Here is a 26,109-nt window from a genome sequence, read left to right on the forward strand (position 1 = left end):
CTAAGCTAAACTTAAAATAACTCAACTTTTATGTTAACGCCGGCAGTTAGGCCTTCGTTAAATTGCGCAAAAGCATTATTACCACGAGCGTAAGCGTATGTGCGGTAGCGTTTATCAAAAATATTGTTGATATAACCAGTCACAGTAATCCGTTCATTGGTTTGCCAGCCAAGACTTATATCAGTTGTACTGTAACTACCTTGACGTAGTTGATTACTACCATCAAAGTAAAGAGGACCAGTCATATTCACCGCTATTCTAAGCATTAGAGCGCCCATTGACGTTGCAACCAAGCCATCTACGCTAAACCCAGCACCATACTTAGGAATAAACGGAACTCGATTATTAGCATAATCATCAGCAGTTACATTACTGGCAAACTTAGAGTGAGTTAAATTGCCATTTAGGGTTGCAGCCCATCCGGGGGTAAATAACCATTTTGCATCAGCCTCAATACCAACGGCATTTGCACTACCTGCGTTTTTCAATGTTTGAAACCCCATAGGACCAGAGTAAAGCTGCATATTGTTAGTATGGGTATAGTAGACAGCACTTTGAAGCTGAAAATCGTTGATTTCATAGCGTGAGCCAACCTCATAGTTAATCGATTTTTCAGCAGAAAAAGGTTCCGCTCGGGTACCAGCTTGTGGTGTAATAGTAAAGCCAGCAGCCTTATATCCTTGTGCAACGCGCGTATAGATACGCCAATCCGGTGTTAAACGATAACCAACTGAAAACTGACCTAATACCTGATTATCACTATTATTCCCGGCGGACCAGGCTCGATTATTACCATAATGCGTCTTCGCTTTATCATGAGAAGCACGTAAACCAGCTCCCAGATCAAATTGGGAAACATGTAAGGTTCCATCCATATACATGGCTAATGATTGCGAGGTGACTGAGGAATCGGTTGTACTCGTTTGGCGACTTTCATCAATATCCAGTCGGTATAAGCCAAATACTCCATCCCATAAACGGTCATCTCCTTGTGTTGCTGCGCGAATTTCCTGGGTATTTTGATCCCAATGCTCTGAGGATTGGGCTGAGTAAGGACCATAAGGAAAACGACGTTCATATTTCAGTTGTTGCCAGGCACTACTAGCAGTCAGTAACCAATCGCCGAAATCATAACTTCCATTTAGAGTTTGACTATGTGTACGACGATGCATACGCGGATCTATACTACCCGCAGACGTTAATAGTTTGCGGCTGTGGGTATTTTTATAGTCTAAATACGTATCCTGAGTTGAGTGAGTTCTATCTTCTGTTGCACTAAAATTGACTTCCCAAGGTGTGGTTATTGGCGCTAACCTGAATTTAATATTACCGGTATTTTCATTTGATCCCCCCAATCTGTGCGAACCAGTGGATGGGTTATTGAATGCACCTGGTTGTGATTGGCGCAACAATGTGACGCTACCATAGAATACATCCTCTACTAGTGGACCACTGAGATTCAAACGGCTATGGTAACCTTTTCGGCTAGCACCACCACCATCAATATAACCATGAAATAGGTTATTAGGCTTTGCAGTGCTAATATTAACTATACCACCCTGCGCGCTGCGACCATAAAGAGTGGCTTGCGGGCCTTTCATCATGGAAATATGATCTACGTCGATCAAAGACTGGACTAAATTAGTCGACAGTTGTGGTACACCATCAACATAAAATGTGATTGCCGGCGAATAAAGATCCTGAGCAGAAGAGATCCCCCTTAGTGATATTGCAGGAAATAGTAAATTACCACTGTTTTGTATATTCAAACCGGGCAATACCCGAGAGAGTTTTTTCGTATCATCTACCCCCGCGGCTTCGAGTTTAGCCTGGGAAATGGTATTAGAAGATACATTGCGTGAAGAGGCTGCTTTATTAGATTGTTTACTTGCAGTTACAATAATAGTATCAAAGTCAGTTTTCTGATCGCTTTGTTTAGCTATTGATTCTGCCAGCAATTCTTCATTATATAACAAGCCTAATATACACAAAAATATAAGTTTTTTTTTCATCGATTATTATCCACTGTTACTTTTATTTTGAGCTAAAAACTCATTCTAAAATAGAAATTGGATAATGCTGGTGTACAAAATCTTCAAAAAAAGTATAATTAAGTATAATGATAATTATTATCATTTCGTTATGGATAGAGAGGTGATGGATGAAAACCATTCGCTATAGTAAAGATACTCGCAAACTGGCAACCAAAGACAAAAAACTATTTGAAAGTACTGAATGGTTTAACATACAAGGGTTGCTTAATGCTGGTTTCGTAGAAATGGCGCCGTTACAAGATATTCGAAAGAATACAAAGGTTGGTAAGCATTTATCGCTCGTATTTATGCTCAATGGCGCTGTGCATCATCATATACATGGCTCCAAATCAGTCGTGTCTTATCAACCCAATAAGGTTTATCTCTCTTACTCACACGATACGATATATGGCACCGATTTTTTCCCTGCTAATTACAGTTATAACATCATATTGTTACAATTCCGTCCGGACGAGCTATTAAAGATATTCAATGAGTGCCCACTAAATAGCTATCGGGCGAATATGCAATTTTCTTCACCAAATTTCTGTATTTGGCGGTTAACACTTACACCGGTGCTCAAAGATATAGCACAACGATTGCAAACCGCCAGAAGATCTTCTGATGCTTTATCGCAGCTCAATATACAGCGATTAAGCCTTAACGCGCTGTGGTTAACATTAGAGCAGTTAAAGTACTCCTCATCGACAGATGGCGAACCAATAAAGAGCAGCTTAACTGGTCGTGATCGCAAAAATGTAATCAATGCACAATTATTTATACACGAGCACTTCCAAACTCATTTAATCATAAAAGATATCGCTAAAGTTATTGGTGTGAGTGAGTCTAAATTGAATAGAGACTTTAAAAAGGTGTTCGATGTTGGTATACACCGCTATATTATCAACTATCGCTTGCAACAGGTGACAAAATTACTTAATGAAAGCACATTAACCGTTAGTGACATTGCAATTCGATGTGGCTTTACCTGTGCTGGTCATCTCTCCAGACGATTTGTTGAGGTGTTTGGTGTCACACCTCATGCTTATCGTTGCAATTAATCCAAAATCTATACTGCTTTTAAAATTGAGCTTCGATACAAAAAAATAAGTACGAATAAAGCACAGCCTAAAGTAAGATTGAAGAGTGTAACGTAACCCATATAATAAGCAACGATACCACCGATATAACCAGAACATCCGGTAGCAAGCGCTGCTCCGCATTGAAATAGTGTAAAATCTAATCCAGCTTGCTTCAACGATGCTTGTGTGGTTAGGAACGAGTAAAGACAAACTAAGCCCACAGAAAAAGTGTAGTTAAAAAACAGATAGCTAACAATAAGCCATAGTGGATTTATATCAGGCTGAAGACTTAATATGATAAAGCAGCTGATTGACAAGCATTTAAATAGGGTCGCCAATAAGAGTGCCCAGCGATAGCCTATAATTCGGATAAAGAGCATACCTGATAAAGTGCCTAGCATCCCACAAGCAGCACCGCCAAAACTGGTTACTTTGCCTAAATTCTCTAGAGAAAGCCCAGCGTCAATCGCAAAAGGAGATAGCATAGATGAAATTAAACGACCACTAATCTCAAAGAAAAAGACTAAAACGATCGCCTTTAGCATCATTGGTTGCTTTAGTGTTTTAATAAGAGATGGTCTCTGATCGCTTTTTTCTGTAACAGGAAGCTGATTGATACTCGGCGCTAATAACAAAGGTAGCAATAAAAAGAGTAGTAATCCACTATAAACAAGTAAGGAGGATTGCCATCCCCATTTATCATATAGATAAATTAACCCGCCACCGCCTACTGCCATTCCTAAATAACCACATCCAATCCGTAATCCATTGCCGATACCGTATGATTTTGAATTTAAATTCTCAATCATATAAGCATCACAAGCAATCTCACTCGTGCAACAAACTAATGATAATAAAATTAATAGTGAGATTAGTGTGATGAACATATTTTCATGTATGAATGATAGGCCAATTAATATCATCGCCAGAGCCACTTGTCCGGCAATGACAATTTGTTTGCTGCGGATTTTTCCGGATGCAGTGACTCTATAACGCTCAACGCCACCCGCCCAGAGTACTCGAAGTGTCCAAGGAATCATAGCAAGTGACACTAAACCAATAGTGTACAAATCCACATTATGACTCCGTAGCCAAGCCGGTATCGCTTGAAAGACAATACCACCGATTAATGTTTGAACAAAATAAAATGAGCCAATTGCAAATATAAGTTTCAAAAGAACGCCACCATTAAATATAAAAATACCACAAAAGTACAAAGTTTTTTTCATCAATTATTAGCCACTGTTACTTTTTTGGAGCCAAAAACCCATTCTAAAATAGAAATTGGATAATGCTGGTGTACAAAATCTTCAAAAAAAGTACAATCAAGTATAATGATAACTATTATCATTTGTCTATGGTAAGCATTTCTTTGTTTTTATTAGATATTTTTATATGATTTATATGAATAGTAATGATTAACATGATAAGGTCTTCCTGTGATGTGGGTAGCAATTATCAGATTGATCTGGCTTAGCAATATATTTCTTAAGCAGCACATTAACTGTACTATATTAGAAAATTTTTTTAGCTTATTGATAGATTGTGAAAAAATTACAGCCGATATGTTTCGACGCTCGTCCACGGTCATGTTTTAACGAACCCTTTGGTATATTCGATTGGCATAAGGATTGCTGCCGTTTTCTAAATTTTATGGAGGATTACCCTGAGACTTGAGCAAAGGTAAAAAAATCTTAGGGTCATTTTTACATTCATCTGGTTTGGTAAAGACTAAAACTTTGATTGGTTTGATGCAGTGTCTTCTCTTGATACAAAGCAAGGTAAATTTATAGCTGACAAATTGCTAAGTCCATTTTGCCACAATGTGATTTAGCAATAACATTAACAGACGATTAGTTGGCAAGATGGCGGCGTTTTTAGTTAATCTGTGCACTAGTTGCACGGCAACAGGTTCGTTAACTGGCTCGCAAAATTCATATAAATCAATCAACTCTTACATTAGGAGGCAATTTTATTCTCTCGACCAAAGAAAATATAGGCAATAACGGCAATAACACCGAAAACAAGAGAGAGCAAAAACATGATATAGTAACCATTGTTAATTGAAATTAGTTGAGCTTGCGTCAGATAGATAAGCATTCCTGATAATACACCCCCAAATGCCCCGCCAATCTGCTGTACAACACGCGTGATAGCACTCGTGTCCTTGATTTGATTTTTATCGCAAAATTCGAATGGAGAAGAGAGAACCGCAATCGTCGCAATACCCAACCCTGAACCTCGGATAATAAAACCAATAATTTCTGATAAGTTTCCGCCGATTTGAATTATTAATATACTTATGGCAGAGAATATTAATCCAATGCCAATAATTAAAAATGAATTTATCTCACTTAAACTTTGATAAATAAATTTTCTAGCTAACCAGGCACCTACACCCTGTAAAGCAAGTAGCAAACCAATATACGTGATAGCAACATTATCATTTATAGCTTGGATTAAAGGAAAAAAAATCATGAAACCAAAAAAGATAAGCGACGTCAGAAATCCCATAATTATTGCCAGTGAATATTGAGCGCAACTAAAGGGACTTAAGTCGACCAGTTTAATAGCCGACCTACTATTAACAAGAAGCGAAACTATCATCAAGCCAATCCCTAAAACCAGCATAATAATATTAGGCATATCAAAAAAATGGCCAGAAGCGATATTTTTAATCGAGATAAAAAATAATATTAAAGCGATTAGAAATGTCATAAATACATAAATATTCATATTGTATTTAGACGTTTTATTATCAGGTACTGTCGTCCTACCAAAGAAAATAGCCAGAAGCACTAAGGGTACGTTAATAAAAAAGGCCATTCTCCAATTTAACTGTTCAGAAATAATCGCGCCAAAAATTGGTCCTAGTGCAGGAGCAAAGACTGACGGAATAGCCACTAATGCCATAATTGATTTTAGTCTCTGTTTACCAAAATAAGTCGCTATTATTGATTGAGTAATTGGAATTAAAATCCCCGCACCAAGACCTTGGATACCTCTGAATAAGAGCAAAGACACTAGATTATATGAGAAGCCAACCAATACAGAGCCAACAAGAAAAATGATAATTGAGTATAGCCATGCTTTTTTGAGTCCAAAATTTTCATGTATATAAGGAGATAGTAATATACCCATAGCACAGGCCAGCATATATACAGTCATCGCCCATTGTATGAAAGTATAAGAGGTATTAATGTCATTGGAAATTGCGGATAAAATAACATTAACAATGCTATTATCTAATAATGGCAACACGCTAGATAGCGTCATAGCAAACACTAACTTTCTTTCGGTGGCTGTCAGCTCAAGGGTTTGTTTCATGACAAACTCTCTCTAAACGATATTTAGTTGCGCCGCGTGTATATATGCCATTAAAGGTTGTTGGCATCACTTCTTTATAATTTTTATGTTTTCCTTTCATGCCTCTGTTACCTTCTCAAAACCAGATTATTAAACAATGAATAAATTTGCAAATTACTCATTAATGCGTATAAAAAACGATTATTTGGCTCATTTACAACTTATCTATTTATTGCTAACTTGTTATCTTGAATTTAATTAAGAGGACTTTAGGATAGCCAGTAGAATAGCCTTTTACTAGCCAATTTAAGCCACAAAATATCCCATCGGGGCCACATAAATGAATACGCCACTCATCTCTCCACAGCTCGCTTCCTCTGATAGTGAACCGATGATCATATCGACAGTCAGCCACTCTTCCCAAAGAGTAACTCAGCGTCATGGTCATTCGAGAGGGCAATTACTCGGCACATTACAGGGTTTAATTTCAATTGCAGCTGAAAGTTGTCAATGGGTAGTGCCGGCAACTCATGCGGTCTGGATACCGCCAAATGTACAACATAGTCTTCTTGGATCACATGGGGGTTTCGAGGGATGGAGCATCTATATACAAAAAAACGCATGCATTGAACTACCTGTCAAACCATGCATTTTAGCGTTATCTGGCTTATTGCGCGAAGCAATTACCCGAACCATGTCATGGCATAATTCAGAACTAGAACCGGAACAGCAGCGATTAATTGCCGTAATCCTTGATGAGATTAGAACCATGCCCCAAATCGAGCTAGCACTTCCAATGCCAAAAGATATGCGTCTGTTAAAAATCGCTTTAGCTTTGTCTGATAATCCTGGCGATGATAGAAATCTTAATGACTGGGGCGTTTGGGCTGGCATTTCCCGGCGCTCATTAACCCGTCGATTTACCAATGAAACTGGGTTTAATTTCACACAGTGGCGTCAAAAACTGCGTATGTTAAAAGCGTTAGAATTACTTGCTGCGGGAAAACCAATCACCGAAATATCTTTGTATTTAGGTTATGACAATATTAGTGGATTTATTGCTATTTTCCGACGAAATTTCGGAGTAACACCGGGAAACTACCAAAAAGCCATGAGAAATCGTCTCTCATGGTGAAACTTTACTAACTAAGACGATGAAAACCTTTCTGCGGTTTGCGATGAGTGCAGCGAGACTACTTTTTACTTTAACAACGATCAGCAAGATGAACATAAGATGCCAGTTAATCGCCTCTAGTCGACTAAGTTTATAAAAAAGTCTGCTTATTGAGTAGACTTTTTTTTATTAATGCAATTAGGTATTTGCTACAAATCTCGCACCGCGAGACAAAGCAACTTTCTGAGTATATTTACCTCTATATTTATTCTGATATTAATTACTTCCCCCCTAAAATCCCTAGATTGGTATTTATTCTATTGATTTAATTAAGTTAATAATAAAAATTGTGATCTACACAACAGTTTTGGTACTTAAAATTGACAACATGTATCTTTTTGACTATTTTTTAACAATAGTTACGTTGGTTTAACGTATATCTGTTTTATAAAAAAGTCCAACCATGGAGTATGATTTTTTGGAATATCGTGAAATTGCTTCGAAAACTTATGTTGAAGAACAAATTAAAGCTAATCCGACTATTGTCAGTCAAAAATTGACAGAACGGGCACTAGCAGAACATTTTGGTGTAAGTCGTACAACAATAAGAAATGCTTTAAATGATTTAGCTATGGAAGGTTATGTTTTCCAAGCTGAGACTGATTTGGAACAGCATAAAGTTTTTGAGATTAACATGTTAAAAATGTCTTCTTTTAGTGAAGAAGTTAAAAAAGAAAATGATATTGACATTAATATAAAAGTTCTCAGCAATCAAATTATTAATATGCCGGCTGAACTAAGAGCCTTTTTTGGTTCAAACGAAAAATTGATTAGAATTATTCGACAAAGGATATTAAACAAAACCCCGCTTTCTTACGAAATAACCTATTTATCATCTAATAAGTTCAAAGGTTTAGAGCAAGTCGATTTAAATAATGTCTCTCTTTATCAATTTTTAAAAGATCATTATCCAGTTAAACCTAGTCATGGCCGTGAAGAAATAACCTATGAGTTAGCAGCTGAAGATAAGGCTAAATATTTACAAGTTATTGATGGCACACCCATTTACAAAGTTTCTAGTAATAATTTTGATGATAATTTTCAACCATTTGAACATACCGAACAATATCTAGTAGGCAATCGATTTAAATATCATCTATCGGCTAAAAATATCTTCAATTATGGAGAAAAAAATAATGAAATTGTTTGAAAAAATAGCTGATCATTTAATCGAGAAAATTAACACCGGCCAATATGGTGTGGGTTCGGAATTACCTCCAGAAGTCCAATTACAGAAAGATTATGATGTTAGCCGAACAACTGTGCGCAAAGCCATTGATCTATTGGTAGAAAAAAATATGGTTGTTCGAAAGAAAGGCGTTGGTTTATTTGTTGCGCCAATGCTTTCTACGCAAAATATTTTAGAGATGACCGGTATTATTAAACCGGGTATTTATCAACATCACAAAAAAATTATCAAAGAAGCTTATTTAAGACAAGCGGGTCTTTATTACAGTCAATTACTGAAAATAAAACCATCAGAATTGATTTATTACATTAGTTTTTTAGAAATAGCAAAAAATAGTGTCGTGAAAGAAATTTTTATTTTACCACTTAACCATTTTCCTGATTTTCAAGTTTCAATAATAAAAGTGCTGTCTGCACTTGAAATCACCAATTCAGGTAAGAAAAAAGTCGATAAATTAGAACAAGATTTACAGCTTATTGTCGCCAATGCTGAATTAGCCAAACAACTACGCTGCCAAATCAATGAACCGTTATTTAAAGTGTCTAATCACTATTTTGATATAAATAGCGAACCGATTGCCATTGAATACAAATTCGCTAGTAATACCAAATATGTGGTGGATTTCACCTAGGAGGAAGAAAACCAATGATTAAATTGTTACGTGTCGATCACCGCTTATTGCATGGTCAGGTTGTTGTTTCATGGTTCGATAATGTTGGAGCTAATACTATTTTAGTTGCCAATGATGCGGTCGCTAATGATGAATTTCGGAAATCAGCGATTCGATTAGCTAAACCTGAAAATGCCAAACTAGTCATGAAGTCAATTGATGACAGTATTGGTGCTATTAATTCTGGTGTAACAGATAAATATCAGATGTTAATTGTGGTGGAATCGGTAGAAGATGCAGAAAAACTCATTCGGGGGACTCAAGAACAGATAACTAGCCTTAATTTAGGAGGAACTAAACCACGTGAAGGAACCAAAAATTACTCTAAAACAATTAATTTGACCGATTTAGAAGCGGATCTTTTAGCTAGATTACAACAAGATGGTGTTGATGTGTATATACAACAGATCCCAAGTGAATCTAGGCAAAAATTTGAAAAATAGACCAAAAGGAATACAAAATGAGTATTGTTATTACAGCAATTATTTTGGCCTTGATAGCTATGTTAGCCAATGGTGAATACTTTTTAGGTTCATCAATGTTATCAAGACCTTTGGTTACTTGTACCTTAGCGGGGCTAGTAATGGGCGATGTTACACAAGGGATTATCATCGGTGCAACATTAGAGTTAGCGTTTGTTGGTTCTTTTTCTATTGGGGCGTCTATACCACCAGAAATTATTTCAGGTAGTGTATTAGGCACCGCTTTTGCTATTGGTGCCGGTAAAAGTACCGCAGTTGCTCTAACTTTAGGTATTCCAATTGCCTCTTTGGTTTTAATCGTTAAAAACTTATGTTTCTTATTTATTTTACCTTACTTTGTGCATAAAGCCGATAAGTATGCTAGTGAAGGTAATGGTAAAGGTGTTGATCGCATGAATATTTTTGGCGGTTTCTTTTCCATCAATTTACCAATTGGCTTAGTAGTCGGTTTTTCATACTTATTTGGTAGTGAAGCGATAAAAAGCTTACTTGAGGTTATTCCTGAGTTTGTTATTAACGGTTTAGGAATTGCCACAGGTTTATTACCGGCATTTGGTTTTGCCATGTTAATGAAGATTATGATCAAAAAAACCAATGCAACATTCTTTATTCTTGGTTTCGCTGTAGCAGTATATATGAAAGTACCTGTCACTGGTGTTGCCGTTTTTGGCGCTTGTATGGCGTTAATTCTTACCGGTTACTCTTCATTTACCGGCAAAAAATTTACCACCTCAGACAATCAAGAAATTAATAATCAATCAGGCAAGGCTTTAGTAGGACAGGAGATCAATTATGAAGATGAAGAATTCTAATTTAATTACTAAAAAGGATTTAATGCGAACATTTTGGCGCTCTTTCACTGCTGAGTGGTCATGGAACTATGAACGGCAAATGAATCTAGGTTATTCTTTTGCGATTCGTCCTGCTTTAGAAAAAATTTATAGCCAAAAACCAGAACAATTAACCACTGCCTATCAAAGACACTTAGAGTTTTATAATGTTACGCCATGGTTAATTACTTTCCCATTAGGTATTTCCATTGCCATGGAAGAGCAGAATGCCGTAAATAAAGATTTTGATGAAAGTTCAATAAATGACGTCAAAATTGCCTTAATGGGACCACTAAGTGGTTTGGGGGATTCATTCTTCTGGGGAACATTACGGGTTATTGCCACAGGTATTGGGACCTCACTGGCGATGCAAGGGAATATCCTAGGCCCACTGCTATTTTTATTAATTTTCAATATTCCAGCCATTATCGCTCGTTATTTTGGTCTATTTATTGGTTATAACATTGGTGCATCTTTTATTGAAAAAGTGCAAAAAACTGGCTTGATGGATAAATTATCTTATGGAGCATCTATCTTGGGGCTCTCGGTGGTTGGCGCTATGGTAGCGACGATGGTGACACTAAATATGCCATTAACAATAGGATCTGGCGATGATGCAACATCATTACAAGCCATTTTTGATGGCATTGTTCCACAAATACTACCGTTGCTATTTACTCTATTTATCTTTTTATTAGATAGAAAAGGTCTGAAAGCACCTTGGATCTTATTAATGATTGCCGGTATCGGTATCTTTGGTGCTTGGAGTGGATTACTCGGTTTATAAAAAGGAATATGTAATGAAAAGTATTGCTGATTATGTAGCATTAGAACCTGAATACTATCAAAGTATTTTAGACAATTATCAAACATTGTTTGTTGATACTATTGATTTAAGCCAAGTTAAACAATTTAACTCAATAGTTATTTTTGCTACTGGTTCAAGTTCTAACGCAGCTTATGGGGCAAGACCTTTAATGTGTAAAATCTTAAAGGTTCCCGTTTATATTGAAGATCCTTCAATCGCTGCTAATTATTTACATTACAGCGATCCTAATACCTTGTATTTTGCTATTTCACAAGGAGGCGAAAGCTACTCAACGATTCATTTAGTTGAAGAGTTTATTAGGAACAACCAAACTATCTATACGCTTACCAGTAACCCTGATAGCCCATTATATAAAATTAGTAATAATGTGTTATCTATGGGTATTCCGATTGAGGAAATGCCTTATGTCAGTGCGGGTTATAGCGTTACGATTCTTGATTTGATCTTAATTGCTTTAGTCATTGCACAAAAAAATGGCAGCATGGATGATCAACAATTTGCCAGTTACTTCGATCAACTTCGAAAAGTTGCACGCTTGCTACCTAAAGTTATCGAACAATCCCAAACGTGGGTAGATCAATGTCAACACAAATTTAATCATTCGCAACGGGTCATATTTATTGGCTATGGTGCAACTTATGGCACCGCCAGAGAAGGTGAAACCAAGTTCACGGAAACTGTACGAAATAGTGCTTTTGGTAAAGAGCTCGAAGAGTATATGCATGGCCCATATTTAGGATTAGATGAGGATGATAATATCGTTTTCCTTGAGCCGCATGGCGTATTATCTGACCGTGCTGAATTGTTAAAATTATTTTTGACTAAACATGTTAAAAATATTTCGACTATTTATGCCAATAACAGTAGCAATCTTAAACCAGACGATTTGTGTCTTAATATTGATATAGATGAACTGTACGCATCACTATTTATGACGATACCCGTTCATCTATTAAGTTACCAAGTTTCAAAATTAAAAGGTCATAACCTTGAAAAATCAACCTATCCAGAATTTGATGAAATAACTAGCTCGAAAATTAAGAGGATTTAAAAATGAGAAAATATGACGAAAAGAAAGAATTAGACAGCATGAATGGTGCGTTAGCATTAAGACCAAAAATTAATGAATTTATTGATAAAATCCACGAGCGTGGTTATAGCAATGTTTGTTGGTTAGGTATTGGTGGTACCTATGCATCATCAATGCAAGCAGTTGTCCATATGAAAGAAAAAACAGCGATTGAAACTTTTGTGCAACATGCGGCAGAATATTTAGTCACTGGCAATAAACGTATTACTAAAGATACGCTTATCATTATTTCATCAGTGACAGGTACGACACAGGAAGTGGTTGCTGCTATTGATAAAATTAAAAAAGAAGTGGGTTCAACGGTATTTGCTTTTATAGATAAAGCCGATACCACATTAGGCAACATGGCCGATTATGAGGTTGTTTACCCGATGAATGAACAATTAAAATTCTTTATGACAGCCGATCGTTTAATGTTTTTAGCCGGAGAATTCCCAGATTATGATGAATTTTACCAACAAATGGATCAACATTTTGCCCAAAATATCGTAGCTGTTGCCAAAAAAGCCGATAAATTTGGTCAAGAAGTTGCTGAAAAACATCATAATGACTCAATGCACTATTTTGTTGGCGCGGGTAATCAATGGGGAGCAACTTATTCTCATGCTATGTGTTATTGGGAAGAGCAACACTGGTTACGATCAAAATCAATTGAATCAGCAGAGTTTTTCCATGGTACGTTAGAAGTTATCGACCGTGACACAGCAGTCACTGTTTATGTTGGTGAAGATACCCAACGGCCATTAAGTGAAAGAGTAGCTAAGTTCTTACCGCAAATCTGTGGCAATTACACTATTATTGATACTAAAGATTATGAATTACCAGGTATATCGGAAAAATATCGTGGAAATCTTTCACCATTTGTCTTCCGAGCTATTAATAATCGTATCGATGCTTATGTTGAACATCTCAATCGTCATCCAATGACAATCCGTCGTTATTATCGTTGTTTAGATTACTAAAATAGGAACTTAACTCGATGATTTCTGTATTAGTCAGTACTCATGGTTCAACAGCGAAAGGTTTAATTGAAACGGCGGAAATGATTTGTGGTAAACAATCTCAGTGTGAAGCTGTTTCGTTTGCTATGGGACAATCAACCGATGATTTTCAACAGCAACTGCAACAAAAGCTAAAAGCGTTACAAGATTTTGGCTCAGAAATTGTCTGTTTTGTTGATTTAAAAGGTGGCACACCATTTAACACTTTAGTTAGATTGATGGCTGATTTTCCTAATATAGAAATAGTCACTGGGGTAAATGTGCCTATGCTGTTAGAAACTTTTATGCAACGCAGTGAGGTAAATCTAGCAACATTGTTACCAGATATTATACAAGCAGGCACTCAAGGGATTGAGCGGTATAATATGGCGGTAATGGCTGTAGACCAACCAAGTGATGAAGATTTCTAGAATCGACCGATCGCCAAACTAAAATAAGCCCGATAATTCGGGCTTTGTCTTATCAAAAAACAATTATCTAAATTGCCATAATAATCTCTATTTTAGATGAAGCGTAAGCCAATACCAATGAATAATCATCATTTGATATATTAAGATATAAATGATAGAACTAGATAATTATTCTGGTTTTATTTTTTATAGAGCATGATGAAAGGAGATCAATAATGTTCTGGTTAAAAAAATCTTTTTTTATCATTATCGTCTTTTTATCATTAGTGAACTGCATAAGTTGTGTATCTAACAACTCTTATTCATCAGTTGACAATTATGGTTGGATGGAAACCGATCAAGTACGCACCAATGAATGGTTATTAGCAAACTCACAGGAAAGCGAAAAAATACTTGATGCCCTGCCATGGAAAGCTTCTATTGAAAAACGATACAGAGAGTTAACAGCTTATGGAACTGAACCAATAATTTGCTGTATTAAATTAAATGGCAATAATACTTTTTACTTGAAACGGACAAGCGAGCATCCTTATAACCGGTTGTTTGTTAAAGATCGATTCGGCAAAGAAAGATTATTAGTCGACCCACCAGTTGGCTATATATATAATTTGTACCCTTCAAATGATGGTAAGTATGTTGCTTATGCGATTTCTGAAAATGACTCTGAAATTTCATCAATCAAAGTGATTAATGTAAAAACTAGAGCACATCTAGCCGATAGCTTATCCGGCATAACCGTCTCAAATTTAGTATGGGCGAATGATAATTTATCTTTTTTCTATCATCGTAATAATTTTGCTGATTCCGGTCATCGAAAGTCAGGAACGGAGGAACTTTATCTTCATCGTTTAGGCTCCAATAGTGACAAGGATTTGGCTATTTTTGGTAAAGCTAATATTGAGAATTATCAAGCTAATATTGACCAATATACCTACTTATCGCTATCTGCCAATTGGGCAGTTGCTTCAGTAGAATCTTCAATATCCGGTGATACCATAGATTTGTATTTAACCGACTCTACTTCTCTTAATCTGGAAAACAAACATTGGAAAAAAATCATCGATAGAAAACAAAAAGTAACCAATTTTTTGCTGCGAGATAATTGGCTTTATTTGGCTAAATATAATAACTTTTCAGGTTATACTCTTTCGCGATTAGATCTTAATCATATCGATTCTCCAGAAGAAAAAATAATTGAATGGAAAAAAGGCGAATTGACTCGGTTTACAGTCAGTAAAGATGCTATTTATCTTGCTTATTATGAATCTGGAAAGTATAAATTCGTGGCTATTCCTTTTGCTGATCTGCATAACAGCAAATCGATTCCTATTAGTGATGGTAACGAGGTAACGGCTATTTTTTCTAGTTCAGATCATAAAGAGATTTTATTTACCCAACAAAATTGGAATATACCACCAAAAATATGGCAATATGACCCTGATAGTCAGTTAATTGAAGATTCTAAAATAATAAAAACTGACGTATCACTATTTGCAGATTATGAATCAGAGCAAAAATGGGTTAAATCCAATGATGGCGAACTGATTCCACTTACACTTATTCATCGAAAAGGAATTAAACTTGATGGCAATAATCCAACTTGGTTAACGGCTTATGGCGCTTATGGCGAAAATAGTTATCCTAATTATTATGATACAGCTCGTTTAATTTGGCTTGAGAAAGGTGGAATTATTGCCATTGCCCATATTCGAGGTGGTGGAGAACTAGGACCTAAATGGCATCTTGATGGAAAAGGAAAAAATAAGATAAATTCAGTCAATGATTTTATTAAATGCGCAAAATACCTGATTGATCATCGTTACACCAATTCATCCAAGCTAGTTATAAGTGGCGCGAGTGCAGGTGGTATTGTAATTGGCTCTGCATTAGCCAGAGATCCGCAACTTTTTGCCGCCGCATCAATTACCTCAGGTATGTTGAATATGAGCCGTTTAGATCAAATACCAATTGGTAGTGTGAATTTTGCTGAATTTGGTTCGCCTTTTAATAAACAGGAATTTAAAAATCTGCAAACTATCGATGCTTATCTTAATCTACGTGAAGGTGTTAACTACCCACCAGTGATGCTTTCAGTTGGCTTACAAGATGCACGAGTATCTCCTTGGCAGAGTGCCAAATTTGCGGCCCGACTCGGTGAGATAAATCGTTCTCAAAATGAAAACGTCTTTATTATAGCTAACCAAGAAGATGGCCATTTTATTAATTATTTTGTCGATATGATGGTGTTTTTTATGTGGAAAACAAATATTAGTGACTAGTTTATGATGAGCTAGTTTTTGTGCCACCTTCAGTTTTGTCTATAAAATTATATATAACATCACGTTATCATATCCACGACTACAAAAATAATTCTTATCTGACTTGTTTTATGATGATATTTTGTTTTAATAGTCAGTAAATATTTCTTTATATAACATCTACCTTTGGAAATAAACTATGAAAAATGTTGGTTTTGTTGGTTGGCGAGGAATGGTTGGTTCTGTTCTTATGCAACGAATGGTTGAAGAACATGATTTTGATTATATCAATCCTGTTTTCTTTTCTACATCACAAGCAGGTCAAGCTGCGCCTACTTTTGGCGGTAAAACAGGAACATTGCAAAGCGCAGATAATATTGATGCGCTGCAAGCATTAGATATTATTGTGACCTGTCAAGGTGGTGATTATACTTCTGATATTTATAAAAAATTGCGGGCAACTGGCTGGCAAGGTTATTGGATTGATGCGGCTTCAACCTTGAGAATGGAAGATGAAGCAATCATCGTTCTTGATCCAGTCAATAAAGCGAATATCCAGACCGCGTTAGACAAAGGAATAAAGACCTTTGTTGGTGGTAACTGTACGGTAAGTTTAATGTTGATGTCACTTGGTGGATTGTTTGCTGAAAACTTAGTTGATTGGATTTCGGTTTCCACTTATCAAGCGGCTTCCGGTGGTGGTGCACGTCATATGCGTGAGTTACTTACTCAAATGGGAATGTTAAACGCCGAAGTGGCTAAAGAACTCCAAGATCCTAACTCTTCTATCTTAGATATTGAACGCAAAGTCACGCAAAAAATGCGTGATGGTAGTTTACCAACTGATAATTTTGGTGTGCCATTAGCGGGTAGCTTAATTCCTTGGATTGATAAGGCTCTTGATAATGGCCAAAGTCGTGAAGAGTGGAAAGGTCAAGCGGAAACCAATAAAATTCTAGGAACGAGTCAAATTATTCCAGTCGATGGACTTTGTGTACGAGTTGGGGCATTACGTTGTCATAGTCAATCGTTCACGATTAAGTTGAAAAAAGATATCAGTGTTGCGGAAGTTGAAAAGTTACTGGCGGCACATAATGATTGGGTTAAAGTTATTCCTAATGATCGTGAGCTTTCAATGCGAGAACTCACTCCAGCAGCGGTTACAGGTACATTAACTACTCCTGTAGGACGCTTACGTAAACTGAATATGGGTAAAGACTATTTATCTGCCTTTACGGTTGGCGATCAGCTATTATGGGGTGCTGCCGAACCATTACGAAGAATGCTTCGTATCTTAGCTTAATGATGAATAATAAAAGCCCAGTTGTGAAGTGACCCCCAATAGTTGGACAACCAATTACAGGGGGTCTTTTTATGTCAAAATATAGTCGAGATTTAAAAATTATCATAGCTAGTGAATTCTTATCAGGTGAATCATCGAAAATTCTTTCAAAAAAATATGCGATATCTTCTCGTCAGATTCGATATTGGTCCCAAGTGGTTGCGATTCATGGTGATAACGCCTTTCAACCAACACCTCATTTACGTCATGCCGAAGCAAGATTACAAGCATTAAAATTAATGTGGACAAATAATTGGTCTCTCGGGCACACTAGTGCTATGCTTAATTTAAGTTCCCCCGGGCTTCTATTTGTTTGGCTTGATAGATATCATAAAAAAGGTTTCCGAGGGCTTGAATATCGTTCCAGAGGAAGACCCTGTATGAAGCACCCCCGTATTGAACCCACTCACAGTGATGACGAAAAAACAATTGAAGCATTAAAAGAGGAAATTGCTTATTTACGAGCAGAAAATGCTGTTCTAAAAAAGTTAGAAGAGCTGAAGCAAGCAAAACGACAACAAACAAAGAAAAAACGTTAGTTGTTTTAGCTCTTAAATATCAGTATTCTTTAAAACATTTGCTATCAGCAACAAAACTGGCAAAAAGTGTTTTTTATTATCATGTTAATAGGTTGAAAAACCCATCTGCTTATGAAAATGAGTTAAAACGTATAGAATCGATTTACCATGAACATAAAGGGCGTTATGGTTATCGGCGAATTCATTTAACGTTGATAAATGAAGGAATTAAGCTCAATCATAAAACGGTACAACGCTTAATGGGTCAGCTTAATCTCAAATCGACAGTAAGACCTAAAAAATATCGTTCTTATCGTGGAGAGACAGGTAAAACAGTAGCTAATTATCTTAAAAGAGATTTTGAATCATCGAGACCAAATGAAAAATGGGTAACGGATGTCACAGAATTTAAGGTAAATGAACAGAAAATTTACCTATCGCCCATTATCGATTTATATAATCAAGAAGTAATCGCTTATAAAGTGGCTAAAAATGCACGTTTGACCTTGGTGACAGATATGCTTAAAAAAGGGATATCACGATTAAAACAGTGTGAAAAACCGTTACTACATAGTGACCAAGGCTGGCAATATAGAAATTGCCATTATCAGAAGCTACTAGCTAATAATGGCATCAAACAAAGTATGTCCAGAAAAGGAAATTGTTTAGATAATGCGGTAGCTGAAAACTTTTTTGGTCTATTAAAATCAGAAATGTACCATGGACAATGCTTTCAAGATGCAGATGAATTGATTGAAAAAATAGAAGAATATATAGAATACTACAACACCAAACGGATTAAAGCCAAATTAAAAGGCCTGACTCCGGTTGAATTTCGAAATCAGGCCTTACAAGCCGCTTAATCAAAGTGTCCAACTATTGGGGGTCACTTCAGTTGATGGGCTTTTATTTTTTATTATCAAACGAAACTCGTTTTATTAGATTGTTTCTAACAAGGTCATTAACAGTGAACCGTTAAATAACGCTTGTTGTACTAAGGCAAATGCCCCAATTGCTGAACGGTCATTAAGTGCTGAACAATTAATGGTAAGATTATTTCTTAACTCTTCTAAGCTTTGGGCATTTAACGCGCTATTTACCGCATTCAACAATACGTCTGGTGATTTAGTTAATTCGCCAGCCAATACAATTCGTTGTGGATTAAAAATATTGACCATCATGGCAACTGCTCTACCCAAATTTTCACCAGCATCTTTGACCAACTTAATTGCCAGTTCATCACCTTGATTAGCATATTTACAAATATTGGCAATATTACAGTCATCCAAACATAATTTAGTTGGATAACCCTGCTCAATCATCTGTTTAGCTCGAAGCTCAATCGCTTTATTAACTACTCGATTTTCCAAACAGCCAAAATTGCCACAATGGCAACGTTCACCTAACGCATCAATTTGAATGTGACCAACTTCGCAAGCACTTTGGTTATGGTTAGTTAGCAATTGTTGGTTAACAATTACACCGGAACCCACACCTCGATGCACACGAATCAAAATGGAATCATCAACATCTTGAGTTGAACCGAAATAGCTTTCCGCTAAAGCTAAACTTTGAATATCATTGCCAATAAAAATCGAAACCTTGAACTTTTCTCGCAAGACATCAGCTAAAGGCCATGCTTTAACCTGAATATGGGGGGTATAACGAATAATTCCGCGTACAGAGTCAATCAAACCAGGTAATACTACTGATATCGCCACAAGGTGTTTTACTTTTTTGTTGTTTTGCTCTATGAATTGATCAATTAACGCAATTAAATACTCTTCGGCTGATTGCTGAGTAAATGAGGTTAATGGATAAACTTCGGAAACTAAACTGTTAGCGCCAAAATCATAAAGTTCAATGGTGACATGCGAACGACTCAATTGGATAGCAATAGTTTGATAGTAAGCAAATTTTGCTTGTATTGAAACGGCAGGTCGTCCGCCAGTTGATTGCTGTGCATCAACTTCTTTGATTAAGTTTTTTTTAAGAAGTTGGCGAGTAATTTTGGTGATACTGGCTGGTGCTAATTGACTAATTTCGGCGAGTTGAATGCGTGAAACAGGGGCTTGCTGAACAACCAAACGGTAAATCATTGCATAATTTAATTGTTTGATTAGTTCAGCATTACCAACTAGGTGTAGATAATTAAAGGTCATATTTTATCTCAATACTTTCATTAACTATCTCACATTCTAGCGGGTCATCTCTCCATTAACAACCGTTTTCACGTTTGAAAAATCACGATCAAAAATAACCAAGTTGGCAATTTTATTTTCGGTGATGGTGCCAAGTTGTTTATCAACGCCAATTGCTTTTGCTGGATAAAGCGTTGCCATTCTTAATGCTTCATCTAACGCAATTCCAACATATTCAACCGCATTTTTTACTGCTTCAATCATGGTTAATGCTGAACCACCTAATGTGCCATTTTCATCAACACAACGGCCATCTTTGTAATAGATAGTTTTATCAGCAAATACCCCAGAAGTTAAATTAGAGCCGGCTAATAACATCGCATCAGTAATTAAAATTAAATGGTCTTGTTTAATTTTATGGCTATTACGAATATTCGCCCAACTTACATGTTGTCCATCAGCAATAATACCAACATAAACTTCTGGCTCATCATAAATTGCACCAACAACACCCGGCTCACGACCAGTAATATAAGGCATTGCATTAAATAGATGCGTACCTAAACGAATACCGGCATTAAAACCACGACGGCAATCTTCATAATGGCCGTTAGAATGGCCAACAGAAACATGAATGCCAGCTTCAGTTAATTGTTTAATATAATGAGATTCAACTTTTTCAGGAGCTAACGTAATAATTTTTATTACATCGGCATTGTCACAAAGAAAGTCGATCATTTTTTGTGAAGGTTGGCGGATGTAATTGACGTTATGTATACCTTTCTTTTCAGGGTTAATATATGGCCCTTCAAGATGTAAACCTAATGCTTGGTTTGGATGTTTAGCCAAATATTCACGCATTACATTTACTGCTTTAATCATAAATTCATCAGTTGAAGTGATTAACGTCGGTAAATAGCTGGTACAGCCATAAACAAGATTGGTTGCTTGCATTTTTTCTAATGTTTCAACACTTAACGCATCAAGTGTTTCATTAAATTGTACACCACCACAACCATTGACTTGAATGTCAATAAGACCCGGTGCGACGATGGCACCTTGTAAATCTTTAATGGTGATACCTGCTGGTAATTCTTCTTGTTTACAAACTTTGGCAATCTTATCGCCGTCGATTACAACGGCGTGATTTTCAAGAATTTCATAACCAGTATAAATACGGCAATTTGTTAATGCGTACATTGAGTTATCCTTTATAAAACGGTCACTTTAAGGTTATCAGCTTCCATTTGTTGGAAATATTTTAGAGTTTTCACTTTTAGATCATCAGTACTCGGCTCATCACAAACAATAATTGATGCTGGATGCATTTGTAATGCGGTAACTGTCCATAAATGATTAACTGATCCTTCAACACCTGCTTGTAAAGCTAAACTTTTGTTGTGGCCACAAACTAATAAGATCACTTCCTGTGCATCCATTAATGTTGCAACACCGATAGTTAACGCGTGTTTTGGAACTTGTTTGATATCATTATCAAAGAAGCGTGAATTAGCGATAATGGTATCTTCAGTTAAGGTTTTAATCCGCGTTCTTGAACAAAGTGAAGAACCTGGTTCATTAAAGGCAATATGCCCATCTTGACCAACACCACCAACAAAAATATTGATTTTACCATAGGATTTAATCTTTTCTTCGTATGCTCGGCACTCTTGATCGATATCAGGCGCATTACCATTTAATATATGGATATTGTTTTTATCAATATCAACATGGTTGAAGAAATTTTCATACATAAAAGTGTGATAACTTTGTGGATGATCTTCAGGAAGGCCAACATACTCATCCATATTGAAAGTAACTACATGTTTAAAACTGACGTTACCAGCTTGGTACTGTTTAATCAGTTGTTGATACATAACTAGTGGTGAACTTCCTGTTGGTAAACCTAGTAAAAACGGACGATCCGCTGTCGGTTTAAATTGGTTAATTTTGTTAACAATGCGCTGCGCTACCCAAGCGCCGACTTCTTGCGCATTTTCTAAAGGAATAAGTCTCATAAGATATAGCCTCTTCTGATATAATTAAATAAAATCTTTTTTTTTAAAGTAAAATATGTTGCGGGTATTCTACTATATTAAAGTAATTAATCAAAAAAAAATCGTGATGTAAATCACAAAAAGCAAACATTTAATTTGCGAAGTAAAATAATATAATGTCAAATATAGTTGACTTACACACTTTTACTTAACGATGTGATATTTCACTATTTTTAAGTAACTCCCAAATAATAATATGAGGTAAAACTTATGGGAATTTTAGCTTATTTACAACGAATTGGGCGCTCGTTGATGGTGCCTGTGGCAGTATTACCAGCTGCTGCAATACTTTTAGGTGTTGGCTATTGGATTGATCCAGAGGGTTGGGGAACAAACAATATTGCTGCGGCATTTTTGATTAAATCCGGCGGTGCTATTATCGATAATATGCCAATCCTTTTCGCAATCGGTGTTGCATATGGTATGTCTAAAGATAAAGATGGTGCAGCAGCATTATCTGGATTGGTAGGCTTTTTAATCATTACTACACTATTATCACCTAATACTATCGCTCTATTTGAAGGGGTCGATACTAGTGTGGAAGGTTGGAATGCACAAATATCTCCAGCTTTTAGCAAGATAAATAACCAATTTATTGGTATTCTAGTAGGGATTATTTCTGCTGAACTATATAATCGCTTTAGCTCTGTTGAACTACATAAAACATTAGCTTTTTTCAGTGGTAAGCGCTTAGTTCCAATCATTGTTTCTATTGTGATGCTACTTGTTTCAGCGGTACTATATTTTATTTGGCCAATGGTATTTAGTGCATTAGTTTCTTTTGGTGAATGGATTAAGAATTTAGGTTCAGTAGGTGCAGGTATTTATGGCTTCTTTAACCGTTTATTAATTCCTGTTGGTTTACACCATGCGTTAAACTCAGTATTTTGGTTTGATGTGGCAGGTGTTAATGATATTCCTAACTTCTTAGGCGGACAAGGTTCTATTGATTCTGGTAAAGCGATTGCAGGTATAACTGGTCGTTATCAAGCAGGTTTCTTTCCTATTATGATGTTTGGTTTACCTGGTGCTGCACTGGCAATTTATCATTCTGCTAAAAAAGGTAATAAAGATAAAACAGCTTCAATTATGTTAGCGGCATCTTTTGCGGCCTTCTTTACTGGTATTACTGAACCTTTAGAATTTGCCTTCATGTTTGTTGCGCCAGTATTATATGTAATTCATGCTGCTTTAACCGGTATCTCTCTATTTATTGCCGCAACCATGCAATGGATATCAGGATTTGCATTCAGTGCAGGGTTAATCGATATGTTGTTACAATCACGTAACCCATTAGCTGTACACTGGTATATGTTAATTCTACAAGGTATCGTATTCTTCTTTGTTTACTATATCGTATTCCGTTTTGTCATTGTTAAACTCAATCTTAAAACACCGGGTCGTGAAGACGATGTTACGGTAGCTGAAGAAAACGTACCAACTGTAGGTGATGTTTCTAAACTTGCTGAACAATATTTAGTGGTTATTGGTGGTAAAGAAAACTTAACTAATATTGATTCATGTATTACTCGTTTGCGTTTAAATGTTCATGATACCGATCTAATTGATGAACAAGCAGCTAAAGCACTGGGTGCAATGGCAGTCATAAAATTAGGTAAAACCGGTGTGCAAATCGTGGTTGGTCAACAAGCTGAAAAGATTGCCGATCATATGAAAAAGTTAGTTTAATATAAATTTTATCTACTAAGTTTGTTTAAAATAATCCCCGCGGCTTATAAAACCACGGGGATTTTTATTATTACTGACAAAATTAGGTTAAATATTAATAAGATAATTCTCAAATTAAAGAATAAGAGAGTGGCGTAATCGAGGTTGTAAAGGTAATTAAAAGCGTAAAACCGCGTCTTGACTCGCTAGTAATTGGTGCAATTGTTTATTTTCAATTAGTTGGTTGGCAATATTGATGGTTATCTGGCTTAAATTCCGTTCATCTAGTGATGTTTTACAAACATAAACATCTTCAATGTCATAAAGTTCTAACATATTAAATGTTGCTATATAATCTCGCATCAAGATATCTTCTGGATGTTGATTAGGTAAAAGATGAAAAACACCATCACCCATAAAAAAGACGGAAATATGGTTAAATGTTGAGAGCGCTAAAGCAGTATCCAACGCTTCTCGACCCTTGGCACTGCCATGTGGTGCTGAGCTAATTATGATGGCTACTTTTTTCATGTTATCTGCCTGTATTTAAAATTGTACAACCCGATCTGAACTGGCTACCGCAGCACTTAACTCTCCAAGACCAGTTAATTCAAAATGTTCGGCAAGATTGTCTAGACTAATTCCTCGTCTTTGCGCAGCCGCTACACAGACCGTAAGCTTTAAGGAATATGTTTTTGCTAAATTTTGCCAAGCTTTGATTAAATCAAACTCATCATTAGCCGGATCCGTATAACAGTTGGCGTTATAAACACCATCCGCATAAAAAAAGATATTATCGATGGAATGATTAGTACTTGAAAGCAGTATTTGTGCAAATTGATAAGCACAATAAGCAGATTGGGCCCCATAAGCGGGACCCATAATAACCAATGTATAACTCAATGGTTTCATTAAATTATTTTGCTGATAGTTCTTGTGTTTATTCTGTATCGGTAGCTGGAGCAGTCTCTTCATTGTGCTCTTTATCACTATCAATACCAAGTAGTTCAACTTCAAAAACTAAAGTTGACGCAGGGGTAATGCTAGCTTTGTCGCCTTGGTTTGGGAATCCTTGATCACCATAAGCTAATTCAGGGGGAACAACGAGTTTAATCTTACCACCGACACCAATAATTTGAATTCCTTCAGTCCAACCTTTAATGACACCATTAAGTGGGAAGGTCGCAGTTTCGTTGCGATCAAAAGAGCTGTCAAATTTACGACCATCAGTTAATGTTCCAATATAGTGAACAATAACAGTATCATTCTCTGTTGGGTGAGCTCCGGTTCCTTCGTTAATAACTTTATATAGTAAGCCTGACTTAGTTTTTATTACACCAGGTTCTTTGGCAAACTCTTCGCGGAATTTTTCACCAGCTGCGGTATTTTCAGCTTTTTGTTTTTCAAAACGCGCTCTACTTTCTTCTTGCACTCGTTTACCGAAAGTCTCAAGAATTGTATTCACTTCTTCTTGGCTGAATTGTGAAGTATTTTTCATTGTTTCGTTAAAGCCGCTAATTAAATATGCTTGGTCAGCTTCTATGCCATTTTGTTCTAAGTTTGATTTTAAGTAGTTAGCAAATGAAGAACCTAGCGCATAAGATTCTTTTTGAGCTTCAGTTGTAATTTTTATTGGCGTGTTTTGAACCTCATCTTTTTCAGGTGTTTCGCTAGCTTTGGCATTATCGACTGTTGTCGTTGTTTCAGATTCTGGTTTATTTTCATCTATCGTAGTTGCCGATGTTGATACCGGCTTATCGTTGCCTTCTGTATTATCAACTATTGTCGTTGTTACCGATTTTGGGCTATTTTCATTTATTGCTGTGTCAGGGGCAGGAGTACTATTATTTTCAGTAGTATTTGCTGTTGTAGTTTTAGTTGTTGTTACCGGTGCTTCGCTTTTTTCTGTAGTTTTTTTATCATCACAACCTGCTAATGCTAGTACAATAGCACTACTTATCAATGTCATTTTAATAAATGATTTCATTTCACTCTCCAAGTTAAAAGATCTTTTAGCTAAATATTAATC

Annotated in this window: 24 protein-coding genes; 15 read left to right on the forward strand and 9 right to left on the reverse strand. The window is 36.2% G+C overall.

What is annotated here, in order from left to right; genetic code table 11:
• Positions 1-11 precede the first annotated feature (11 nt).
• Positions 12-2,012, reverse strand: coding sequence for a TonB-dependent receptor (locus AC5LXV_RS02675; RefSeq protein WP_493467315.1), 2,001 nt, complete (start codon positions 2,010-2,012; stop codon positions 12-14).
• A gap of 149 nt (positions 2,013-2,161) precedes the next feature.
• Here AC5LXV_RS02675 and AC5LXV_RS02680 point away from each other — a divergent pair, with 149 nt between their 5' ends.
• Positions 2,162-3,094 carry an AraC family transcriptional regulator gene (locus tag AC5LXV_RS02680; RefSeq protein ID WP_493467316.1) on the forward strand — a complete coding sequence of 311 codons (933 nt, stop codon included), beginning with the start codon at positions 2,162-2,164 and terminating at the stop codon, positions 3,092-3,094.
• Positions 3,095-3,102: 8 nt separating this feature from the next.
• Here AC5LXV_RS02680 and AC5LXV_RS02685 read toward each other — a convergent pair whose 3' ends face one another.
• Together AC5LXV_RS02685 and AC5LXV_RS02690 are read right to left on the reverse strand one after the other, a co-directional pair.
• On the reverse strand, positions 3,103-4,344 hold the full coding sequence (locus AC5LXV_RS02685; protein WP_493467317.1) for an MFS transporter: 1,242 nt from the start codon (positions 4,342-4,344) through the stop codon (positions 3,103-3,105).
• A 730-nt stretch (positions 4,345-5,074) separates the two neighbouring features.
• Entirely contained in the window at positions 5,075-6,442 is a 1,368-nt protein-coding gene (locus AC5LXV_RS02690) for an MFS transporter (protein WP_493467318.1), read from the reverse strand.
• Positions 6,443-6,761: 319 nt separating this feature from the next.
• On the opposite strand from AC5LXV_RS02690, the gene AC5LXV_RS02695 reads away from it, so the two are divergent.
• From AC5LXV_RS02695 to AC5LXV_RS02755, 13 genes are all read left to right on the forward strand, one after another.
• Positions 6,762-7,556, forward strand: coding sequence for an AraC family transcriptional regulator (locus AC5LXV_RS02695; protein ID WP_493467319.1), 795 nt, complete (start codon positions 6,762-6,764; stop codon positions 7,554-7,556).
• Between the two features lie 457 nt (positions 7,557-8,013).
• Positions 8,014-8,745 carry a GntR family transcriptional regulator gene (locus AC5LXV_RS02700; RefSeq protein ID WP_493467320.1) on the forward strand — a complete coding sequence of 244 codons (732 nt, stop codon included), beginning with the start codon at positions 8,014-8,016 and terminating at the stop codon, positions 8,743-8,745.
• Entirely contained in the window at positions 8,732-9,415 is a 684-nt protein-coding gene (locus AC5LXV_RS02705; RefSeq protein ID WP_181416028.1) for a GntR family transcriptional regulator, read from the forward strand. Before AC5LXV_RS02700 ends, AC5LXV_RS02705 begins: the two co-directional genes overlap by 14 nt.
• 14 nt (positions 9,416-9,429) lie before the next feature.
• Positions 9,430-9,897: a PTS sugar transporter subunit IIB gene (locus tag AC5LXV_RS02710; RefSeq protein WP_493467321.1), complete on the forward strand. Its 468-nt coding sequence runs from the start codon at positions 9,430-9,432 to the stop codon at positions 9,895-9,897.
• Between the two features lie 17 nt (positions 9,898-9,914).
• Positions 9,915-10,748, forward strand: a complete 834-nt coding sequence (locus AC5LXV_RS02715; protein WP_493445711.1) for a PTS mannose/fructose/sorbose/N-acetylgalactosamine transporter subunit IIC — start codon at positions 9,915-9,917, stop codon at positions 10,746-10,748.
• Positions 10,729-11,553 carry a PTS system mannose/fructose/sorbose family transporter subunit IID gene (locus AC5LXV_RS02720; protein ID WP_493445712.1) on the forward strand — a complete coding sequence of 275 codons (825 nt, stop codon included), beginning with the start codon at positions 10,729-10,731 and terminating at the stop codon, positions 11,551-11,553. Before AC5LXV_RS02715 ends, AC5LXV_RS02720 begins: the two co-directional genes overlap by 20 nt.
• A gap of 13 nt (positions 11,554-11,566) precedes the next feature.
• A complete protein-coding gene (locus AC5LXV_RS02725; RefSeq protein WP_144190135.1) occupies positions 11,567-12,646 on the forward strand; it encodes an SIS domain-containing protein in 1,080 nt (359 codons plus the stop codon).
• A gap of 2 nt (positions 12,647-12,648) precedes the next feature.
• Positions 12,649-13,647: an SIS domain-containing protein gene (locus AC5LXV_RS02730; RefSeq protein ID WP_110434771.1), complete on the forward strand. Its 999-nt coding sequence runs from the start codon at positions 12,649-12,651 to the stop codon at positions 13,645-13,647.
• A 17-nt stretch (positions 13,648-13,664) separates the two neighbouring features.
• Positions 13,665-14,096, forward strand: coding sequence for a PTS sugar transporter subunit IIA (locus AC5LXV_RS02735; RefSeq protein WP_493467322.1), 432 nt, complete (start codon positions 13,665-13,667; stop codon positions 14,094-14,096).
• A gap of 215 nt (positions 14,097-14,311) precedes the next feature.
• Positions 14,312-16,375 (forward strand): prolyl oligopeptidase family serine peptidase, encoded by a 2,064-nt coding sequence (locus AC5LXV_RS02740; RefSeq protein ID WP_493467323.1) that lies wholly within the window; start codon positions 14,312-14,314, stop codon positions 16,373-16,375.
• A 178-nt stretch (positions 16,376-16,553) separates the two neighbouring features.
• Positions 16,554-17,657 (forward strand): aspartate-semialdehyde dehydrogenase, encoded by a 1,104-nt coding sequence (gene asd, locus AC5LXV_RS02745; RefSeq protein ID WP_110424512.1) that lies wholly within the window; start codon positions 16,554-16,556, stop codon positions 17,655-17,657.
• A gap of 71 nt (positions 17,658-17,728) precedes the next feature.
• Positions 17,729-18,235: a helix-turn-helix domain-containing protein gene (locus tag AC5LXV_RS02750; protein ID WP_493467324.1), complete on the forward strand. Its 507-nt coding sequence runs from the start codon at positions 17,729-17,731 to the stop codon at positions 18,233-18,235.
• Positions 18,133-19,077 (forward strand): IS3 family transposase, encoded by a 945-nt coding sequence (locus AC5LXV_RS02755; protein ID WP_493467962.1) that lies wholly within the window; start codon positions 18,133-18,135, stop codon positions 19,075-19,077. Before AC5LXV_RS02750 ends, AC5LXV_RS02755 begins: the two co-directional genes overlap by 103 nt.
• A 75-nt stretch (positions 19,078-19,152) precedes the next feature.
• Here AC5LXV_RS02755 and AC5LXV_RS02760 read toward each other — a convergent pair whose 3' ends face one another.
• From AC5LXV_RS02760 to nagB, 3 genes are read right to left on the reverse strand one after another with little or no spacing between them, the layout of a single operon-like run.
• Complete coding sequence (locus tag AC5LXV_RS02760) at positions 19,153-20,376, reverse strand: ROK family protein (RefSeq protein WP_493467325.1); 1,224 nt, start codon at positions 20,374-20,376, stop codon at positions 19,153-19,155.
• A gap of 36 nt (positions 20,377-20,412) precedes the next feature.
• Positions 20,413-21,555, reverse strand: coding sequence for an N-acetylglucosamine-6-phosphate deacetylase (gene nagA / locus AC5LXV_RS02765; protein ID WP_493445717.1), 1,143 nt, complete (start codon positions 21,553-21,555; stop codon positions 20,413-20,415).
• Between the two features lie 11 nt (positions 21,556-21,566).
• Positions 21,567-22,373, reverse strand: coding sequence for a glucosamine-6-phosphate deaminase (gene nagB, locus AC5LXV_RS02770; protein WP_110434766.1), 807 nt, complete (start codon positions 22,371-22,373; stop codon positions 21,567-21,569).
• 249 nt (positions 22,374-22,622) lie between these two features.
• On the opposite strand from nagB, the gene nagE reads away from it, so the two are divergent.
• A complete protein-coding gene (nagE, locus tag AC5LXV_RS02775; protein WP_110434765.1) occupies positions 22,623-24,101 on the forward strand; it encodes an N-acetylglucosamine-specific PTS transporter subunit IIBC in 1,479 nt (492 codons plus the stop codon).
• Between the two features lie 156 nt (positions 24,102-24,257).
• Here the strand turns inward: nagE and tusC are convergent, their stop codons facing one another.
• From tusC to fkpA, 3 genes are read right to left on the reverse strand one after another with little or no spacing between them, the layout of a single operon-like run.
• Positions 24,258-24,611 (reverse strand): sulfurtransferase complex subunit TusC, encoded by a 354-nt coding sequence (gene tusC / locus AC5LXV_RS02780; RefSeq protein WP_110434764.1) that lies wholly within the window; start codon positions 24,609-24,611, stop codon positions 24,258-24,260.
• A gap of 15 nt (positions 24,612-24,626) precedes the next feature.
• Entirely contained in the window at positions 24,627-24,992 is a 366-nt protein-coding gene (tusD, locus tag AC5LXV_RS02785) for a sulfurtransferase complex subunit TusD (protein WP_493467326.1), read from the reverse strand.
• 28 nt (positions 24,993-25,020) lie between these two features.
• Entirely contained in the window at positions 25,021-26,067 is a 1,047-nt protein-coding gene (fkpA, locus tag AC5LXV_RS02790; protein WP_493467327.1) for an FKBP-type peptidyl-prolyl cis-trans isomerase, read from the reverse strand.
• Positions 26,068-26,109 lie beyond the last annotated feature (42 nt).

Source organism: Gilliamella sp. LMG 34359 (genome assembly GCF_984569085.1).

What these genes read in the sequence shown, in the direction of transcription:
- AC5LXV_RS02750 (WP_493467324.1), top strand. Translation starts at nt 17,729, where the DNA reads ATGTCAAAATATAGTCGAGATTTAAAAATTATCATAGCTAGTGAATTC.
- fkpA (WP_493467327.1), bottom strand. Translation starts at nt 26,067, where the DNA reads ATGAAATCATTTATTAAAATGACATTGATAAGTAGTGCTATTGTACTA.
- tusD (WP_493467326.1), bottom strand. Translation starts at nt 24,992, where the DNA reads ATGAAACCATTGAGTTATACATTGGTTATTATGGGTCCCGCTTATGGG.
- AC5LXV_RS02705 (WP_181416028.1), top strand. Translation starts at nt 8,732, where the DNA reads ATGAAATTGTTTGAAAAAATAGCTGATCATTTAATCGAGAAAATTAAC.
- nagB (WP_110434766.1), bottom strand. Translation starts at nt 22,373, where the DNA reads ATGAGACTTATTCCTTTAGAAAATGCGCAAGAAGTCGGCGCTTGGGTA.
- nagA (WP_493445717.1), bottom strand. Translation starts at nt 21,555, where the DNA reads ATGTACGCATTAACAAATTGCCGTATTTATACTGGTTATGAAATTCTT.
- AC5LXV_RS02735 (WP_493467322.1), top strand. Translation starts at nt 13,665, where the DNA reads ATGATTTCTGTATTAGTCAGTACTCATGGTTCAACAGCGAAAGGTTTA.
- tusC (WP_110434764.1), bottom strand. Translation starts at nt 24,611, where the DNA reads ATGAAAAAAGTAGCCATCATAATTAGCTCAGCACCACATGGCAGTGCC.
- AC5LXV_RS02685 (WP_493467317.1), bottom strand. Translation starts at nt 4,344, where the DNA reads ATGAAAAAAACTTTGTACTTTTGTGGTATTTTTATATTTAATGGTGGC.
- AC5LXV_RS02740 (WP_493467323.1), top strand. Translation starts at nt 14,312, where the DNA reads ATGTTCTGGTTAAAAAAATCTTTTTTTATCATTATCGTCTTTTTATCA.
- nagE (WP_110434765.1), top strand. Translation starts at nt 22,623, where the DNA reads ATGGGAATTTTAGCTTATTTACAACGAATTGGGCGCTCGTTGATGGTG.
- AC5LXV_RS02675 (WP_493467315.1), bottom strand. Translation starts at nt 2,012, where the DNA reads ATGAAAAAAAAACTTATATTTTTGTGTATATTAGGCTTGTTATATAAT.
- AC5LXV_RS02725 (WP_144190135.1), top strand. Translation starts at nt 11,567, where the DNA reads ATGAAAAGTATTGCTGATTATGTAGCATTAGAACCTGAATACTATCAA.
- AC5LXV_RS02710 (WP_493467321.1), top strand. Translation starts at nt 9,430, where the DNA reads ATGATTAAATTGTTACGTGTCGATCACCGCTTATTGCATGGTCAGGTT.
- AC5LXV_RS02760 (WP_493467325.1), bottom strand. Translation starts at nt 20,376, where the DNA reads ATGACCTTTAATTATCTACACCTAGTTGGTAATGCTGAACTAATCAAA.
- AC5LXV_RS02730 (WP_110434771.1), top strand. Translation starts at nt 12,649, where the DNA reads ATGAGAAAATATGACGAAAAGAAAGAATTAGACAGCATGAATGGTGCG.
- AC5LXV_RS02695 (WP_493467319.1), top strand. Translation starts at nt 6,762, where the DNA reads ATGAATACGCCACTCATCTCTCCACAGCTCGCTTCCTCTGATAGTGAA.
- AC5LXV_RS02690 (WP_493467318.1), bottom strand. Translation starts at nt 6,442, where the DNA reads ATGAAACAAACCCTTGAGCTGACAGCCACCGAAAGAAAGTTAGTGTTT.
- asd (WP_110424512.1), top strand. Translation starts at nt 16,554, where the DNA reads ATGAAAAATGTTGGTTTTGTTGGTTGGCGAGGAATGGTTGGTTCTGTT.
- AC5LXV_RS02720 (WP_493445712.1), top strand. Translation starts at nt 10,729, where the DNA reads ATGAAGATGAAGAATTCTAATTTAATTACTAAAAAGGATTTAATGCGA.
- AC5LXV_RS02715 (WP_493445711.1), top strand. Translation starts at nt 9,915, where the DNA reads ATGAGTATTGTTATTACAGCAATTATTTTGGCCTTGATAGCTATGTTA.
- AC5LXV_RS02680 (WP_493467316.1), top strand. Translation starts at nt 2,162, where the DNA reads ATGAAAACCATTCGCTATAGTAAAGATACTCGCAAACTGGCAACCAAA.